The following is a 15,239-nucleotide window of genomic DNA, read 5'->3' on the forward strand; positions in this document are numbered from 1 at the left end:
ACGGCACGCCCGCCACTACGCCCGCCTCCTCGACCGGCACGCCACCGCGCTCCAGGACGGCTCGGACGCCGAGGTCGTCCGCGTGCTCGGCGCCGAGATGGACAACATCCGCCTGGCCTGGCGGGTGTCCGGGCAGCCGCGTTTCCTGGACCACTACTGGACGTTGTGCCTGCGGTTGCGCCTGTACGAGGAGTCGACGGCGATCGTCCGCGAGCACCTCGACCGCCCTCCGGATGACCCGCGCCTGCGGGCCCGCCTGCTCCGGATGGCCGCGGTGAGCTCCCACCAGCTCGCCGGGGAACGCGCCGCCACCCGCCTGGCCCGCGCCGCCCTCGACACGCTCGGCGAGCCACTCCCCACCACCTCCACCGGCCTCGCGACCGCTCTCCTGACCGCCGCCACCCGCCAGGCCGCCCACCGCCTCCTGCCGGCCACGGCCGCCCGCCGTCTCCTCCCCGCACCCCGCGCGGACGGGGGCGAGGCCGCGCAGGCGCTGACCTTGCTCGCCCGGCTCGCCTACCACCGGCAGGACCTCCCCGTGATGCTGGTGACCTCGCTGCGCCAGCTCAACGCCGCCGACCGCGGCACCGACCTCGCCCTGCGCGCCGAGTCCTGCGCGAACTTCGCCGCCATCGCCCGCCTCGCCGGTCGCCACCGGATCGCCACCTGCTACGGCAGCCTCGCCGACCAGGCACTTTCCGGCATCGACCACCCGGACGAGGCCGTGCACCGGGCCCGGCTGGCCCGCGGGATCGACCTGCTCCACGCGGGCCGTTTCGAGGACGCCAGGCGGTCGTTCACGGAGGGACGGTCGCGGACGATCGACCCGCGGGTGGCCGAGAACTGCGCCGGCATGCTCGCCGAGACCGCACTGTGGCAGGGCGAGTTCGCCGCGGCGGCCACCGGGTACGCGGAGACGGAGGAGCTGGCGGTCGCGCGGGTGGGCGGGGACGACATCGGCCGCCACTGGTGCCTGACCGGCCGGGCGGAAGCGCTGTTGCGCCTGGACGGGGTGCCGGTGGAGCGGATCCGGGAGCTGCTGGCGGCCGCCCGCGCCTCGCACGAGCGGCGGCGTACGCACGCGAAGGAGATCGGCCTGCGCGACAGCCCGGCGAGCCGCACGATCCAGGAGCTGCGCCTGCTCACCATCGCGGCCCGCCTGGATCCGGCGCGGGCGCCCGCGGCGCTGGCCGAGGCGCTGACGCTGGCCGAGCGGCTGCCGACGGTGCAGCCCGGCATGCTGGAGTGCTGGACCGGCCTCGCCGAGCTGCTCGGGAACGCGGGGCGGGACCGGACCGTGGCTCCCCTCCTGCTCGGGCACCTCTCCCGGTACGCCGCCCGCAACCCCGGCGCCGCCGCCCGGATCGGCTGGGCCCTCGCGCTGGTCCTGGCCGCCCTGGGCGGGCGAAGGCGTGCCAGGCGGGCGGCCGAGCAGGCGGTGGCGACCGCCGAACGCCTGGCCGCGCCGTACGACCGCCGCAGAGCCGAGTCCCTGGCCCGCGCCCTTGGATGAAGGTTTCACCGTCCTCAAGGACGGATGGTGCGCACGCGGCCGTCGTCTTCACGCTGCCGGGTGCCGGCGCCCCGGGGTCAGCCGACCGTGATGACGAGCTTTCCCGGCGCGTTGCCCGCCGCCAGGTCACCCACCGCGGCGGAGGCCTCCGCCAGGGAGTACGTGCGCCCGACGGCCGGTCGTATGGTCCCGGCCTCGATGAGGTCGCGCAGCGCGTCCAGGTCGGCGGTGCGGGTCAGCGCGATCTGCGCGTCCAGGCGCTGGCGCGTGAACGGGGTGATCAGCCGGGCGGCGAGCAGCCGGCTGATCCCGCCGAACCACCGGCCGCCGCCCTCGCCGCCGACGATGGCGAGCCGGCCGCGCTCGGTGAGCAGCCCGCGCAGCAGGGGCAGCGGCCGGATGCCCGCGATGTCGATGATCAGATCGTAGGTCCCGGTGAGCGGCTCGCGCGTGTAGTCGATGACGGCCTGGGCGCCCAGCGACCGGACGAGGCCGGCCTTGGCCGTGCTGCACACGGCGGTGACGTGGGCGCCGCCGGCGACCGCGAGTTGCGTCGCGAAGCTGCCCACTCCGCCACCGGCGCCGATGACCAGCACCTTCTCGCCGGCGGTGACCTGGCCGACGGCCCGTAACGCGGTCACCCCTGAGACGGGTACGGCCGCCGCTTCGGTGAAGCTCAGGTTGGCGGGCTTGCGGGCGAGCTTGCCCGGGCGGGCGAGAGCGAACTGCGCGTACGCGCCGGTCGCCTGGCCGTACACCTCGTCGCCGGGGCGAAACGCGGTCACGTCGGCGCCGACGGACTCCACGACGCCGGCCACGTCCATGCCCGGCACGCGGTTGCGGGGCCGGCGCAGGCCGAAGCCGAGGCGGCCGACGAGCGGGAGCCCGGTCATGACGTGCCACACGCCGTAGTCGACGCCGGCCGCGTGCACCCGGATCAGCACATCGCCGGCGCCGGGCGCCGGGATCGGGACCTCGCCGAGGCTCAGCGTGTGCGGCGGGCCGTACTCGTCCTGGACGATCGCTTTCATGAGGGGTCTCCTTCGGTGTCGGGGTACTGGAAGACGTCGTCGAGTCCGACCCGGAACACCCGGGCGATGCGGAACGCCATCTCCAGCGAGGGGGAATAGCGGCCCTGCTCGATCGCGATGATGGTCTGGCGGGTGACGCCGACCCGGTCGGCCAGCTCGGCCTGGGTCATCTCGTCGTGCGCGAACCGCAGGGCCCGGATCGCGTTGGTGACCCGCGTCGGCTTCACCACGTCTGGAAGCCGCCCTTGCGGTACGCCATGATCTTGGCGAACGAGCTGAGCACCGAGGACAGCACGAACGCCAGGTAGACGGCGTTGGCGATCCAGAAGTGGCGCAGCTCGGCGATGGCCATGACCAGTACGGCGAGCGCGCCGATGACGAGGACCGACTGCCCGATGCGCTCACTGACCTGGTTGATCTCACGGTCGCGCTCGTCGGTGCGGTCGGCGCCGTGGCCGCCCGCGACGGCCATCGCGATGTGGGCCACCATCGCGGCGACGATGGCGCCGCCGATGGTCCACAGCAGAGTTCCCGCGTAGGCGACGTCGGCGAGCGGGCCGTCGCCGGCCCGGCTCAGGACGATCGCCACGTAGATCGTGTACGCGCCGATGGAGACCACGATCATCACCCAGGCGCGCTTTTCCTCGAAGGCCATGGCCGCCCCTCATGTAAAACAAAGCTGACATCAACCAATGTAAAGCGCCCCGGACACCGTGTCAAAGTTTATTTACATTTACGATCGGCTGCGGGCCGGTCCTGAACGCCCGGACGCGCTCGCCGTCGGTGTGGACGCCGGGCGGGTTCTCGTACGTGACGAAGGTGAGGCCGACCAGGGCCTGTTCAGTTGCCGCGCAGCGTCTGTGACGGCGCCCGGCCGTACCGCGCGCGGTAGAGGGCGGCGAAGCGCCCCTGGTGCGGGAAGCCCCACTGGGCCGCCACGGTCGTCACGGTGCACCTGGCCGGGTCGCCGGCCGCCAGCTCGTCGTGCACCCTGCCCAGGCGCACGTCCCTGAGGTAGGTCATCGGGGTCAGGCCGAGATGGCGGCGGAAGCCCTCCTGGAGCGAGCGGCCGCTGACCGCCACGGCGCGCGCGACGTCGTCGGTCGTGAGCGGCAGGTGGGCGTGGTCGTCGATGTACCGCATCGCCCGGCGCACCACCTTGGGCAGGGCGGGCGGCCGGGGGGCGTTCAGCCGCTCCAGGTAGTTGGACGGCTGCCCGGTGAGCAGGGAGGAGAGCATGGCGTTCTCCAGGTGGGCGATCGCCAGCGGCTGCGCGGCGAGCCCGTCGCCGTGCTCGGCCTCCCTGACGATCAGGTCGGCCATCGCCTTCCAGGCCCGCGCCCAGCCGGCGGTCATGTCCATGCCCAGGTCGAAGACGACCGGACGGTCGAGCCGCTCCCCGAGCATCCGCTCCAGGGCGTCCTCGACGACCGGCCGGTCGAATTTGACGATCAGCTGGGGGCAGCCCGCTCCCCAGCGCATGTCGAGGTACTCCGACGGCGACGGCAGGGACGCCAGGTCCGGCGTCGACACGATCTCCTGGCCGCCGCACCGGATCAGGCTGCGCCCGGCCAGCGGGATCTGCACCAGGAAGAAGGACTCAAGCTCCCCGGGCTCGATGCGGACGTCCGCCCCGTAGTCCAGGTAGTTCACCCGCACGGTGCCCAGCTGGACCGAGTTGAGCCGCGCGGCCAGCCGGGAGGCGTCACCGGTGAGCTCCAGCCGGTGGGGGCAGAACACCCGGCCCACCAGCTCGCGGGTCTCGTCGAGGTCCGCGGTGTCGAAGACCGGCCTGTTGCCCAACGGGAGCGGCCCTCGCGTCTCGCCCATCGACACTCCAACCCTCTGTGCCCGTACGTGTCCGCATGTGCCGTCGCATGCGTACGGCGACGCGAGGTCGCGCGGCCGATCCCCACATGGTCTACCGGCCGGACCCGGCCGACTATGGAGAAATACGCAAAAGACCTCGGGGGACCGTGTCCGATAGTGGACAGCCCTCGCGGGCGAGGCGCGAGGGCAGGCTCACGGGCGCGCCGGGCCCGCGTGAGTCACCGCCGGGAGGGCTCCATCGGGTGGTGGCGCGTGGCCCTGCTTTCGGGTGACGGCGCGTGGCCCGGCTTTGCCGTGGCTTTCACCCGCCGGTCCTACCGTGTGCTGGTGACGTCTTTTCACCGGTACCTCGCGGAGGAGGTCGCGGTCGACCACGCGGAAGGGCTCGTCCCCCGGCGCGAGGCGCTGCACCGCCTCACCCTTCTCGGGCTGGCGGCACCCGCCGCCGGCGCGCTGCTCGCGGCCTGGGAAACCGGCGGGGGGGACGCGACCGCGCCGGCCGTCACGGGACCCGGTGCCGCTACCGGATCCGGTACGGCGACGGCGTCCGCCATGCCACCGGACGGCGCCTCACCCCCGGGACCCCCGCCCCTGCCGACCGAGGAGATCATCTTTTCCGGCGCCGAGAGCGGCGTCACCCTCAGGGGCACCTGGGCGGCGCCCGCGCAGCCGCGGGGCGCGGTGCTGGTCATCCACGAGAACCGCGGGCTCACCGATCACATCCGGTCGGTCGCCGGGCGCCTGGCGGCCGACGGCTACTGCGCGCTCGCCGTCGACCTGCTCTCCCGCGAGGGCGGGACCGCCTCCTTCGAGGACCCGGCGCAGGCCACCGCGGCGCTGGGCGCCATCTCCCCCGAGCGCCTCGCCTCGGACATGAGGGCCGCCCTCGGTGAGCTGGAGCGCGGCGCCCCCGGCAAGAGGCTCGGCGTCACCGGTTTCTGCTTCGGCGGCGCGATGACCTGGCTGCTGCTCGGCTCGGACGAGCCGCGCCTGTCGGCGGCCGTCCCGTTCTACGGCCCGCTTCCCGACGACGCCGACCTCTCCGGGTCGAGGGCCGCCGTCCTCGCGATCTACGCCGAGCGGGACGACCGGGTCAACGCCAGCCGCGACGAGGCCAAGACCGCCCTGGAGAGGGCGGGCCTGGAACACGAGATCGTGACGTTTCCCGGCGTCGACCACGCCTTCTTCAACGACACCGGCCCGCGGTACGACGCCGGTGCCGCCGCCGAGGCGTACCGGCGCGTCCTGGACTGGTTCGGCCGTCACCTGGCCTGAGCGCCCCACAGCCGACGTGCCCACGCGGTCCCCGTGTCCACGCGCCCCCGCCCGCCTCGGCGGAGCGGGACGGGACGTCGGGAAGAGGCCGCAGGCGGCGCGCCGGGGCTCAGCTCACGTCGAGGCCCGCTCGGTGGAGATCCCCCCGGGCAGGCCGGTCACCACGACCTCTCCCTCCCGGTCGACGGCCGCGCTCACCTCCGCTCCGGCGACCCGCAGGCCGCGGGCGGAGACCGCGCCCAGGGGGGCGCCGGCGAGCGGGCGCAGCAGCAGCCGGCCCTCGGGCACGTCGGGATAGAGGCCGAGTGCCGCGTGCACGACGGTCACCGCGGCGGCGGCGGACCAGGCCTGCGGGCGGCAGGCGGCGGGGTAGGGCACGGGGCGTCCGAGCGCCGAGCGGTCGTCGCCGCCGAACAGCTCCGGCAGCCGGTAGCCGAACGTCTCGCCCGCCGCGAGCAGCCCCTCGGCCAGGGTCGCCGCGTGCGCGGCGAATCCGGCGCGGGCCAGCCCGGCGACCACGATCGCCGTGTCGTGCGCCCAGATCGACCCGCAGTGGTAGGACAGCGGGCTGAAGCCGCCCGCGTTCGCCGACATCGTCCGCAGGCCGAAGCCCCCGGCCATCTCCGGGGAGACGAGGAGGTCGGCGATCTGAGCCTCCTCGGGCCCGGTGAGCAGGCCGGTGCCGAGGAGGTGCCCGATGTTGCTGGTCAGCGCGTCGACCGGGCGCTTGTCCCGGTCCAGGGCCAGGGCGGGGAACCTCCCCATCGGCCCGTCCACCCAGAAGCGGGCCCGGAAGCGCTCGGCCAGCGCCGCGGCGTGCTCGCGCCAGCGGGCCGCGCCGGGACGGCCGAACGCCTCCAGCAGGTCGGCGCCCTGCCGGGCCGCCTGGTGGGCGTAACCCTGCACCTCGACCAGGGCGATCGGCGGCTGGGCCTGGCGGCCGTCGTGGAAGCGCAGCGCGTCGCCGGAGTCCTTCCAGCCCTGGTTGGCCAGGCCCCGGCCGCTGGTGTCGACGTACTCGACGAAACCGTCCCCGTCGGGGTCGGCGGGCCCGCCGAGCCAGCCGAGGGCGGCCTGCAGGTGGGGCAGCAGCGCGGCGATCTCCTCGGCGGGGGCGCCCCAGCGCCAGGCGTCGTGCAGCAGGCCGATCCACAGCGGCGTGGCGTCGATCGTGCCGTAGTAGGCGGCGGGCAGGTACAGGCCGTTGCCCTCGACCGCGAAATCGTGCCGGCGCAGCTCGTGCATGATCTTCCCGGGGGCCTCGCCGGAGCCGGGGTCGACCTTGGTTCCCTGCCTGCGGGCCAGCACCCGCAGGGTGCCCGTCGCCAGCTCCGTGCCGAGCGGCAGCAGCATGCGGGCGGCCCAGATGCTGTCGCGGCCGAAGAGGGTGAGGAACCAGGGCACTCCCGCGCCGAGGAAGGCGTCGCCGGGGGCCGTGGGCTCGGCCAGCCGCAGCGAGCGCAGGTCGTCCATGGACTGCTCGAAGAGCCTGCTCAGCCGGTGGTCGGTGGCGACGACCCGGGGTTCCCCCTCCCCCACCGCCCACTCGGCGGGGCGTCCGGGCGCGGTCACCACGGCCTGGGGGTCGTGCACCTCGACCCGCCAGGACAGGGTGACCCGGCCGCGGGGCGCCAGCTCGACCGGCCAGCGCAGGAAACCCGTGCGCGCGTACCCGGTGGACTCAGCGGACTCGGCCCGCGCGCCCGTACCGGTCACCGTGACCCGCACGCCGCCGGAGTGCCAGGAGATCTCACCGGGCGCGGTGCGCTCCGGCGCGGCCTCCGCGGTGTCGCCGCCGGACTTGACCACCTCGATGGGAGCGAAGTCGCAGCCCAGCTCCAGGCTCACGACGGCGGTCACGGGAACGGTCGCGCTGGAGACGATCTCGACACGTTCTTCCACGCCACCCGGTACGACCTGCCGGAACCGCTCGATCCGTACAGTGGGATCGGGAACGGGATCACCCAGCCATCGGGCCAGCGTGACGAACGTGGTGGCGCCCGGCCCCCGCGGCGCGTGGCCGACGGCCTCGGGCTCCCGGCCGTCGATCGTCAGGGTGGCCTGCGACAGGGCGCGGGAGTCCGCGTGGAACACACCCTGGACACCGGCCGGGCGGATCTGCCCGTCGGCGCCGCTCAGTGCGACGGTCGGCGCCAGCACGGTGCTGACGAGGTCGTGCAGCAGGGGCTGGAGGCGGTAGGCCGCGGTGGAACCGGCCGCCGTGACCGCCTGGGTGGTGGGGGACGAGGCGTCGTCGAGCACGGCTTACTCCCTGAGATCGTGTCGAGCCGGTGACGTCTTGACAGACGACGGCCGGGGGGTGCACATTGCGAAACACTTTCTTTACTTGAACGATCCAACCATTACGCTTCGTTTACTTGAACGATCCAATCATGCCTCATACCCCTTTGAACGTTCAAACCCCCAGAAAGGTACATATGGCTACAAAGGTGACGATCACTGACGTCGCTCACCGTGCCGGGGTGTCACGTCAGACGGTGTCGAACGTGCTCAACAGCCCCGAGCTGGTCCGCGAGGAGACTCGCGACCGGGTGCGGGAGGCCATCGAGACGCTCGGCTACCGGGCCAGCCAGGCCGCGCGGCAGATGCGGACCGGCCGCTCGCGACTGATCGCCACGCGCATCGAGCCCGACCGCGACGGGATCAACGGCTCGGTGCTGGACCGGTTCCTGCACGGGCTCACCGCCTCGGCGGCCCGTGCCGGATACCGGATCCTGCTGTACGCGGCGGGCGACGAGCGGTCGGAGATCGACACCTTCGACGAGCTGGTCGGGAGCCACGAGCCGGACGCCTTCGTGCTCACCAGCACCTACCACGGCGACGGCCGCCCCGCGTGGCTGCGCGAGCGGCGGCTGCCGTTCGTCACGTTCGGGCGGCCATGGGGAAACACGGGAAACACGGGAAACACGGGGAACGCGGGAGACACCGGGAGCCCGGATGGCACCTCCGTCGATCCGGGGTACCCCTGGGTCGACGTGGACGGCGCGGCGGGCACCGCGGCGGCCACCCGCCACCTGCTCGACGCGGGTCACCGGCGGATCGGGTTCCTCGGCTGGCCGCCGGGCTCCGGCGTGGGCGACGACCGCAGGTCCGGCTGGGCCAGGACCCTCGCCGCCGCCGGGGTCGACCCGGCGGGCCTGGACCAGGCCACGGACGACGGGGTGGCCGACGGCGAGAAGGCGGCCCGCGACCTGCTGCGCGCCGAGCAGCCGATCACCGCGCTGGTCTGTGCCAGCGACTCGCTCGCCCTCGGCGCGCTGCACGCCGTCCGTTCCCTGACGGCCTCGGGACAGCTGACCGCCTCCGGGCGCCTGACGGCCGAGGGACGTCTCACGGTCGGGGGGCAGGCCGGCGGCGAGGAGGGGCTCCCGGTCCGCGTGATCGGTTTCGACGACACGCCGGTGGCGAAGGCGGTGGGGCTCAGCAGCGTCAGCCAGCCGCTGGCCGAGGCCGCGGCCGGCTGCGTCGGCCTGCTCACCCGGCTGTTCGACCCGCCCTCCCCCGGTGGATCCGGTGACCCCGGTGGATCCGGTGGATCCGGTGGATCCGGCGACCCGTATGACCCCGAGGCCGGTGGGCCTCGCACGCACGTACTGCTCCAGCCGTCCCTGGTCCTGCGGCAGTCGTCATGACCGCATGATCACCTGACTCTCTTTCCGGCCACCCCCCAGAAGATTGGAAGACCACGATGAAACAGCGGACCAAGCAGCACAGCCTCCGTACCGCGGCGCTCGCCGCGCTCGCCGCGGGCACCCTGGTGGCCTCGGCCGCCTGCGGCAGCGGTTTCGACGACTCCGCCGGCCGGAGCGCCGCCCCGCAGAGCAGCGGGCCCGCCAAGCTGCAGGTGCTCATCGGCTCCTCGGGCGACGCGGAGACGAACGCGCTGCGCGCCGCCGCCCAGACGTGGTCGGCGTCCTCGGGCAGCACCGCGACGATCACCCCCGCCCAGGACCTGACCCAGCAGCTCGGCCAGGCGTTCGCCGGGAGCAACCCACCGGACGTGTTCTACGTCGACGCCGCGCGCTTCGCCGACTACGCGAGCGTCGGGGCGCTGGAGCCGTACGCGGACAAGATCTCCGACTCCGCCGACTTCTACCCCGGCCTGCGCGAGACGTTCACCCACAACGGCACCTTCTACTGCGCGCCCAAGGACTTCTCCACCCTGGCGCTGATCGTCAACGACGACCTGTGGAAGAAGGCCGGGCTCACCGACGCCGACGTGCCGACCACCTGGGAGCAGCTCACCTCGGTCTCCAGGACGCTCAAGGAGAAGGTGCCGGACGTCACCCCGCTGGTCATCGGCGACACCCGCGACCGGGTCGGCGCGTTCATGGTGGAGGCCGGCGGCTGGATCGTGAGCCCCGACGGCAAGAAGGCGACCGCCGACAGCCCGGAGAACGCGGCGGGCCTGAGCTACGTGCAGGGCCTGCTGAAGGACAGGCTCGCCCGGTTCCCCAAGCAGGTGGACGCGGGCTGGGGCGGCGAGGCGTTCGGCAAGGCCAAGGCCGCGATGACCATCGAGGGCAACTGGATCAAGGGCGCGATGAAGGCCGACTACCCGGACGTCGAGTACAGCGCCCACGAGCTGCCGGCCGGTCCCAAGGGCAAGGGCACCCTGTCCTTCACCACCTGCTGGGGCGTCGCCGCCAAGAGCAGGTACAAGGAGCAGGCGATCGCCTTCGTCGAGGCGATGACCAAGGCCGACCAGCAGATGGCCTTCGCCGAGGCGTTCGGCGTGATGCCCTCGCGCCAGTCGGCAAAGGACGCCTTCACCCAGGCCTTCCCCGAGGACGCGCCGTTCGTCGACAGCGCCGAGTACGCCCAGGGGCCGGTCAACGCCCCCAAGATGGACAGCGTGCTGGCCGACTTCGACACCGCGATCCAGCAGCTGCCCGCCGGTGACCCCAAGAAGATCCTGGCGAACCTGCAGAAGAACACCCAGGCCGCGCTCGGCAACTGAGTCAGCCCGGTGCGCGGCCCCGGACCGGACGGGTCCGGGGCCGCGCACCGGACGTGAGGGAGACTGACGTGGCCGAGACAACGACCGCACCGCGGCGACCCGCGCGCCGCCTTGGCGACAGGGCCAGGGAGAACATCGCGGGCTGGCTCTTCGTGGCGCCGGTGGTGGTGATCCTCACCCTGTTCATGCTGCTGCCGATCCTGATGGCGCTGTGGGTGAGCCTCACCGACTGGAACGGGCAGGGCAGCCCGTTCCGGGCGCAGGTGCCGTTCGTCGGCGTGGACAACTACACCGAGCTGTTCACCCAGGACAACCTGAGCCGCCTGAACTTCATGACGAGCCTTCGCAACAACTTCTACTACGTGCTGATCGTGGTGCCGGCCCAGACGGTCCTGGCACTCGGCCTGGCGTTGGTCGTCAACCGCCGGCTGCTGAAGGGCAAGACCTTCTTCCGCACCGCCTTCTTCTTCCCCTCGGTGACCAGCTCGGTGGCGATCAGCGTCCTGTTCCTGTTCATCTTCAGCAACTCCGGCGCGGTCAACCAGCTGCTCGCGTTCGTCGGCGTCGACGGCCCCCCGTGGTTCTCCGACGCGCGGGGCGTGCTGCACCTGCTGCTGGGCTCCGTCGGCCTGGTCGACCCGGAGGCGCCCCCCGCTGCGCTGACCGGCGGCGGCCCGTTCGGGCTGTCGTGGTGGGACTGGCTGTCGGGCCCCAGCGTGGCGATGTGCACGATCATCATCCTGGTCGTGTGGACCACCTCGGGCACGTTCATGCTGATGTTCCTCGCCGCGCTCCAGGACATCCCGGTGACCCTGGAGGAGGCGAGCATGCTGGACGGCGCCACCCCCCGCCAGCGCCTGCGCCACGTGACACTGCCGTTGCTCAAGCCGACCCTGTTCCTCGTCCTCACCCTCGGCCTGATCGCCACCTGGCAGGTCTTCGACCAGGTGTACGTGATGAGCCAGGGCAAACCCGCGAAGACCACCCTGACCCCGGCCTTCCTGTCGTACCAGACGGCCTTCAAGGAGCTGGACTACGGCTCCGGCGCCGCCATCTCGTTCGTCCTGTTCGTGCTCATCGTGGTGCTGGCGGCGTTCCAGCGGTGGGTCATGCGCGACAGGGACGCCAAGGGCGGCGGCACCGCGAGGCGCCGCGCGCCGCGCCAGAGGAGGGCATGATGTCCGCGGTCAAGACCCGTTCCGCCCCCGCCCGTCCGGAGGGGGCGGGCGGGGGGATCCGTTCGCTGGTCTCCACCTTCGGCGGGTACGCCGTCCTGGTCTTCTTCTCGCTGGTCTTCCTCTACCCGTTCGTCATTCAGGTCGCCAACGCGTTCAAGACCGAGCCCGACGCCGCGGCCGACCCGCTCTCGCCGATCCCCGACCCGGTGACGATGGCCGGCTTCGAGCGCGTGTTCGTCGACACCGGCATGCCGCTGTGGCTGGGGAACTCGGTACTGGTGACCGTCGTCATCACCGTCGGCCGGGTGTTCCTCGACTCCCTGGCCGGGTACGCGCTCGCCCGGCTGCGCTTCCGGGGGCGCAAGGCACTGTTCACCTCCATCGTCGCGATCATGGCGGTCCCCGGGGTGGTGCTGTTCATCCCGAAGTTCCTGGTGCTGAACCAGCTCGGCATCTACGACAGCTACACCGCGCTGATCCTGCCGATCGTCGCGGACGCGGCCGGGGTGTTCATCATGAAGCAGTTCTTCGAGTCGATCCCGGTGAGCGTGGAGGAAGCGGCGCGGATCGACGGGGCGGGCCGGTTCCGCGTCTTCTGGTCGGTGGTGCTGCCGATGGGACGCCCCGCCGTCATCACCCTGACGATCATCTCCTTCCAGAGCAGCTGGAACGAGTTCCCGCACACCCTGGTGGCCGTCCAGGACCCCAGCCTCTTCACCCTGCCGCGCGGGCTGGCCGACCTGGTCAGCGGCTCCCTCGGGCTCGGCAGCCAGTATCCGCTCAAGCTCGGCGCGGCGGTGCTCGCGACCATCCCGGTCGCGATCATCTTCGTGATCTTCCAGCGCTACTTCATCCGCGGCGCCAACGAGGGCGCGGACAAGGGATGACGAAACGCGAGGAGTAGCGCGCCCGTACCGGGTATGTCTGGGTAATGCTCATCTTCGGTCTGCGTACGGTGGCCCATCGGCTCGGGGTCGTGCCCCTCACCTGCCGCAACTGCGGCAACACGGCGGCGCAGGTGCTGTCGCGACGGGTCACCAAGTTCAGCCTGTTCTTCATCCCGCTGTTCCCGGTACGGACGAGATACGGAATGCAGTGCACCTTCTGCGCGGCCTCGTACACGATCTCCAAGGACGAGGCGACCCGGCTGGCGGTCCACTGAGACCCCCGCCCACCTGCGCACATAACGGGCTATCAGACTAAAGGGGGAATTTGTCTGAAACAAACAAAGAAGTGTTAATTATTTACACTTGTCGTGTTTCTGCTTTACGGTGCCGAATCAGCCGGTGTCCGGATGGGACCCGGACCCCGATTCCCGAGGAGGCTCCGTGCAGAACGCACGGCCGCGCTCGCACCGCCGGTCAGCCGCGATCCTGTCCGCCGTTCTCGCCGCACTGCTGCTCGTGCCCGCTCAGGCGGCGGGCGCCCGGTCGGCGGGCCCCCTGGCGGACGCCTTCGCTCGCGCCTCCGCCGCGTACGACGTGCCGCGCGACCTGCTCGTGGCGCTCGCGTACGCGGAGACGCACCTCGACGGGCACGACGGCGAGCCGAGCGCGAGCGGCGGGTACGGGGTCATGCACCTGGTCAGCAACCCCGCCGTGCGCGCCCTGGAACGCGCGGCCCAGCTGACCGGCCGGCCGGCGGCGACGCTGAAGACCGACGACGCGGCCAACATCCTCGGCGGCGCCGCGGTGCTGCGCTCCCACGCCGACGCGCTCGGCCTCGACGCGACCGCCAGGAAGGACGCCGGGCGGTGGTACCCGGCCGTGGCCAGGTACGGCAACGCCTCCAGCTCCGAGACGGCCAGGCTGTACGCCGACACCGTCTACGACCTCCTCGGCAAGGGCGTCCGGGCCACCGCCGCGGACGGCGAGGTCGTCACCGTCACGCCCGTGGAACTGCAGGCCGACCGCGGCGTCTACGAGGGCGTGCGGGAACTGGCCGCCAAGGCCCCGAGCCCGGACTACCCGGCCGCGAGCTGGGTGGCCGCCCACGCCGGCAACCGGACCACCGCGAGCAGGCCGGGAAGCTCCAAGATCGACCGGATCGTCGTCCACGTGACCCAGGGGGCGTACGCGGGCACGCTCTCCTGGTTCCAGAACCCCGGTGCGAAGGTCTCCGCGCACTACGTCGTCCGCTCCTCCGACGGCGACGTCACCCAGATGGTCCGCGACAAGGACGTCGCCTGGCACGCCGGGAACCGGTCCTACAACACCAGGTCGATCGGGATCGAGCACGAGGGGTTCGTCAACAAGGCCTCCTGGTTCACCGACGCGATGTACCGCGCCTCGGCGGCCCTGACCCGCGCCCTCTGCGACAAGTACGGCATCCCCAAGAACCGCTCGCACATCATCGGGCACAACCAGGTCCCCGGCGCCACGCACACCGACCCGGGCTCCCACTGGGACTGGGCCAAGTACATGCGGTACGTCACCGGGAGCACCGCTCCCTGGTCGGCGACCGCCGACAACTCCACCTCCGGCGCGTTCACCGCGAGCGCGAACTGGACCGCCTCCGCCCAGGCGGCCGGGCGACACGGCCCCGACCACCGCCAGGCCAGGCCGGTGACCTCCAGCGACGTCGCCTGGTACCGGTTCGCCGTCCCCGCCGCGGCCACCTACCAGGTCGAGGTCTGGTACCCGGCCGCCCCCGGCCACAACAGCTCAGCCCCGTACATCGTCGCCACCTCCGCCGGGAGCAGGACGATCTACGTCGACCAGCGCGCCGGCGGCGGCGCCTGGCGAAGCATCGGGACGTTCCCCCTGAAGGCCGGGACGTACAACGCCGTCGGCGTCAGCCGCTGGACCTCCGGCACGGGACTCGTCGTCGCCGACGCCGTCCGCCTCACCCGGCTCTGACGCCTCCCTCCCGCGGCACCCGGCCAGGCGCTGATCAATTGATGTCGTGGTGCATCTGATCAGTCGGTGGCGTCGATCGAGGCGTTCAAGGCCCAGGACTCCCAAAGCTCCGGCAAGGAGCACGGTAAGGAATCGTTGAGATCACCCGGTAGGCGCTCGGTGCGGGGAGGCAGGGCCCTTGGCCGCAGGGCTCGAGTTGTGGGCACCGGCCGGTTGTCGGGAACCTCCGGCGGCTGCAAGCAGGCCCGAGGTGTGACACGGAGATCACATAGGCGCCTATCGTAATTGAGCGATCACCGTAGGTAGTGTCCGTTGTGAAGTCGATCTACGAGGACATCCCTCACCACAGAGTGGAGTTCAGTGTTGATGTCACAACGATCCAAATCAGCGCTCACCGCGCTCACCTGCGCCCTGGCGACGCTGCTGGCCACATCGGGGACACCGGTGGCGGCCGACACCGGCGCACAGGCCGTTGCGCAGGCCGCCGCGCCCTGTATCCGGCAAGGGCAGGCGGCCTACCCCGTCGAGTACTACTGGAAGAACGCCTTCGGCATGCGGCTGGGCAGCGGGTCG

Annotated in this window: 14 protein-coding genes; 9 read left to right on the forward strand and 5 right to left on the reverse strand. The window is 72.2% G+C overall.

Translation table 11 applies throughout. The annotated features are described in order from the left end of the window. Nucleotides 1-1,513: hypothetical protein (locus tag ACVCAG_RS45325; RefSeq protein WP_440089794.1), on the forward strand; the 1,513-nt coding region annotated here is incomplete at its 5' end. 77 nt (nucleotides 1,514-1,590) lie between these two features. On the opposite strand, the gene ACVCAG_RS45330 is transcribed toward ACVCAG_RS45325, so the two are convergent. The 4 genes from ACVCAG_RS45330 to ACVCAG_RS45345 all read right to left on the reverse strand — a co-directional run bounded on the left by ACVCAG_RS45330 (nucleotide 1,591) and on the right by ACVCAG_RS45345 (nucleotide 4,374). After that, entirely contained in the window at nucleotides 1,591-2,544 is a 954-nt protein-coding gene (locus tag ACVCAG_RS45330; protein ID WP_447191644.1) for an NAD(P)-dependent alcohol dehydrogenase, read from the reverse strand. Next, nucleotides 2,541-2,774 carry a helix-turn-helix transcriptional regulator gene (locus ACVCAG_RS45335; protein WP_012890616.1) on the reverse strand — a complete coding sequence of 78 codons (234 nt, stop codon included), beginning with the start codon at nucleotides 2,772-2,774 and terminating at the stop codon, nucleotides 2,541-2,543. The genes ACVCAG_RS45330 and ACVCAG_RS45335 overlap by 4 nt, the downstream gene beginning before the upstream one ends. Further along, nucleotides 2,768-3,199, reverse strand: coding sequence for a hypothetical protein (locus tag ACVCAG_RS45340; protein ID WP_447191645.1), 432 nt, complete (start codon nucleotides 3,197-3,199; stop codon nucleotides 2,768-2,770). The genes ACVCAG_RS45335 and ACVCAG_RS45340 overlap by 7 nt, the downstream gene beginning before the upstream one ends. A 185-nt stretch (nucleotides 3,200-3,384) precedes the next feature. Further along, nucleotides 3,385-4,374 carry an AraC-like ligand-binding domain-containing protein gene (locus ACVCAG_RS45345; RefSeq protein ID WP_440089799.1) on the reverse strand — a complete coding sequence of 330 codons (990 nt, stop codon included), beginning with the start codon at nucleotides 4,372-4,374 and terminating at the stop codon, nucleotides 3,385-3,387. Between the two features lie 327 nt (nucleotides 4,375-4,701). Here ACVCAG_RS45345 and ACVCAG_RS45350 point away from each other — a divergent pair, with 327 nt between their 5' ends. Further along, nucleotides 4,702-5,649, forward strand: a complete 948-nt coding sequence (locus tag ACVCAG_RS45350; RefSeq protein ID WP_440089800.1) for a dienelactone hydrolase family protein — start codon at nucleotides 4,702-4,704, stop codon at nucleotides 5,647-5,649. A 114-nt stretch (nucleotides 5,650-5,763) separates the two neighbouring features. Here the strand turns inward: ACVCAG_RS45350 and ACVCAG_RS45355 are convergent, their stop codons facing one another. After that, entirely contained in the window at nucleotides 5,764-7,911 is a 2,148-nt protein-coding gene (locus ACVCAG_RS45355) for an amylo-alpha-1,6-glucosidase (protein WP_440089801.1), read from the reverse strand. Nucleotides 7,912-8,087: 176 nt separating this feature from the next. Here ACVCAG_RS45355 and ACVCAG_RS45360 point away from each other — a divergent pair, with 176 nt between their 5' ends. From ACVCAG_RS45360 to ACVCAG_RS45390, 7 genes are all read left to right on the forward strand, one after another. Beyond that, nucleotides 8,088-9,302, forward strand: a complete 1,215-nt coding sequence (locus tag ACVCAG_RS45360; RefSeq protein ID WP_447191646.1) for a LacI family DNA-binding transcriptional regulator — start codon at nucleotides 8,088-8,090, stop codon at nucleotides 9,300-9,302. A 56-nt stretch (nucleotides 9,303-9,358) separates the two neighbouring features. Next, nucleotides 9,359-10,630: a sugar ABC transporter substrate-binding protein gene (locus ACVCAG_RS45365; protein ID WP_447191647.1), complete on the forward strand. Its 1,272-nt coding sequence runs from the start codon at nucleotides 9,359-9,361 to the stop codon at nucleotides 10,628-10,630. Nucleotides 10,631-10,698: 68 nt separating this feature from the next. Then, nucleotides 10,699-11,808 (forward strand): ABC transporter permease subunit, encoded by a 1,110-nt coding sequence (locus ACVCAG_RS45370; protein WP_440089805.1) that lies wholly within the window; start codon nucleotides 10,699-10,701, stop codon nucleotides 11,806-11,808. Beyond that, a complete protein-coding gene (locus tag ACVCAG_RS45375; protein WP_447191648.1) occupies nucleotides 11,808-12,695 on the forward strand; it encodes a carbohydrate ABC transporter permease in 888 nt (295 codons plus the stop codon). Before ACVCAG_RS45370 ends, ACVCAG_RS45375 begins: the two co-directional genes overlap by 1 nt. A gap of 44 nt (nucleotides 12,696-12,739) precedes the next feature. Further along, nucleotides 12,740-12,970, forward strand: coding sequence for a zinc-ribbon domain-containing protein (locus ACVCAG_RS45380; RefSeq protein WP_440089808.1), 231 nt, complete (start codon nucleotides 12,740-12,742; stop codon nucleotides 12,968-12,970). Between the two features lie 166 nt (nucleotides 12,971-13,136). After that, complete coding sequence (locus ACVCAG_RS45385; RefSeq protein WP_440089809.1) at nucleotides 13,137-14,666, forward strand: golvesin C-terminal-like domain-containing protein; 1,530 nt, start codon at nucleotides 13,137-13,139, stop codon at nucleotides 14,664-14,666. A gap of 366 nt (nucleotides 14,667-15,032) precedes the next feature. Then, nucleotides 15,033-15,239 (forward strand): hypothetical protein (locus ACVCAG_RS45390; protein WP_447191649.1); only part of this gene is annotated, 207 nt, incomplete at its 3' end.

Source organism: Streptosporangium sp. G12, assembly GCF_052983175.1.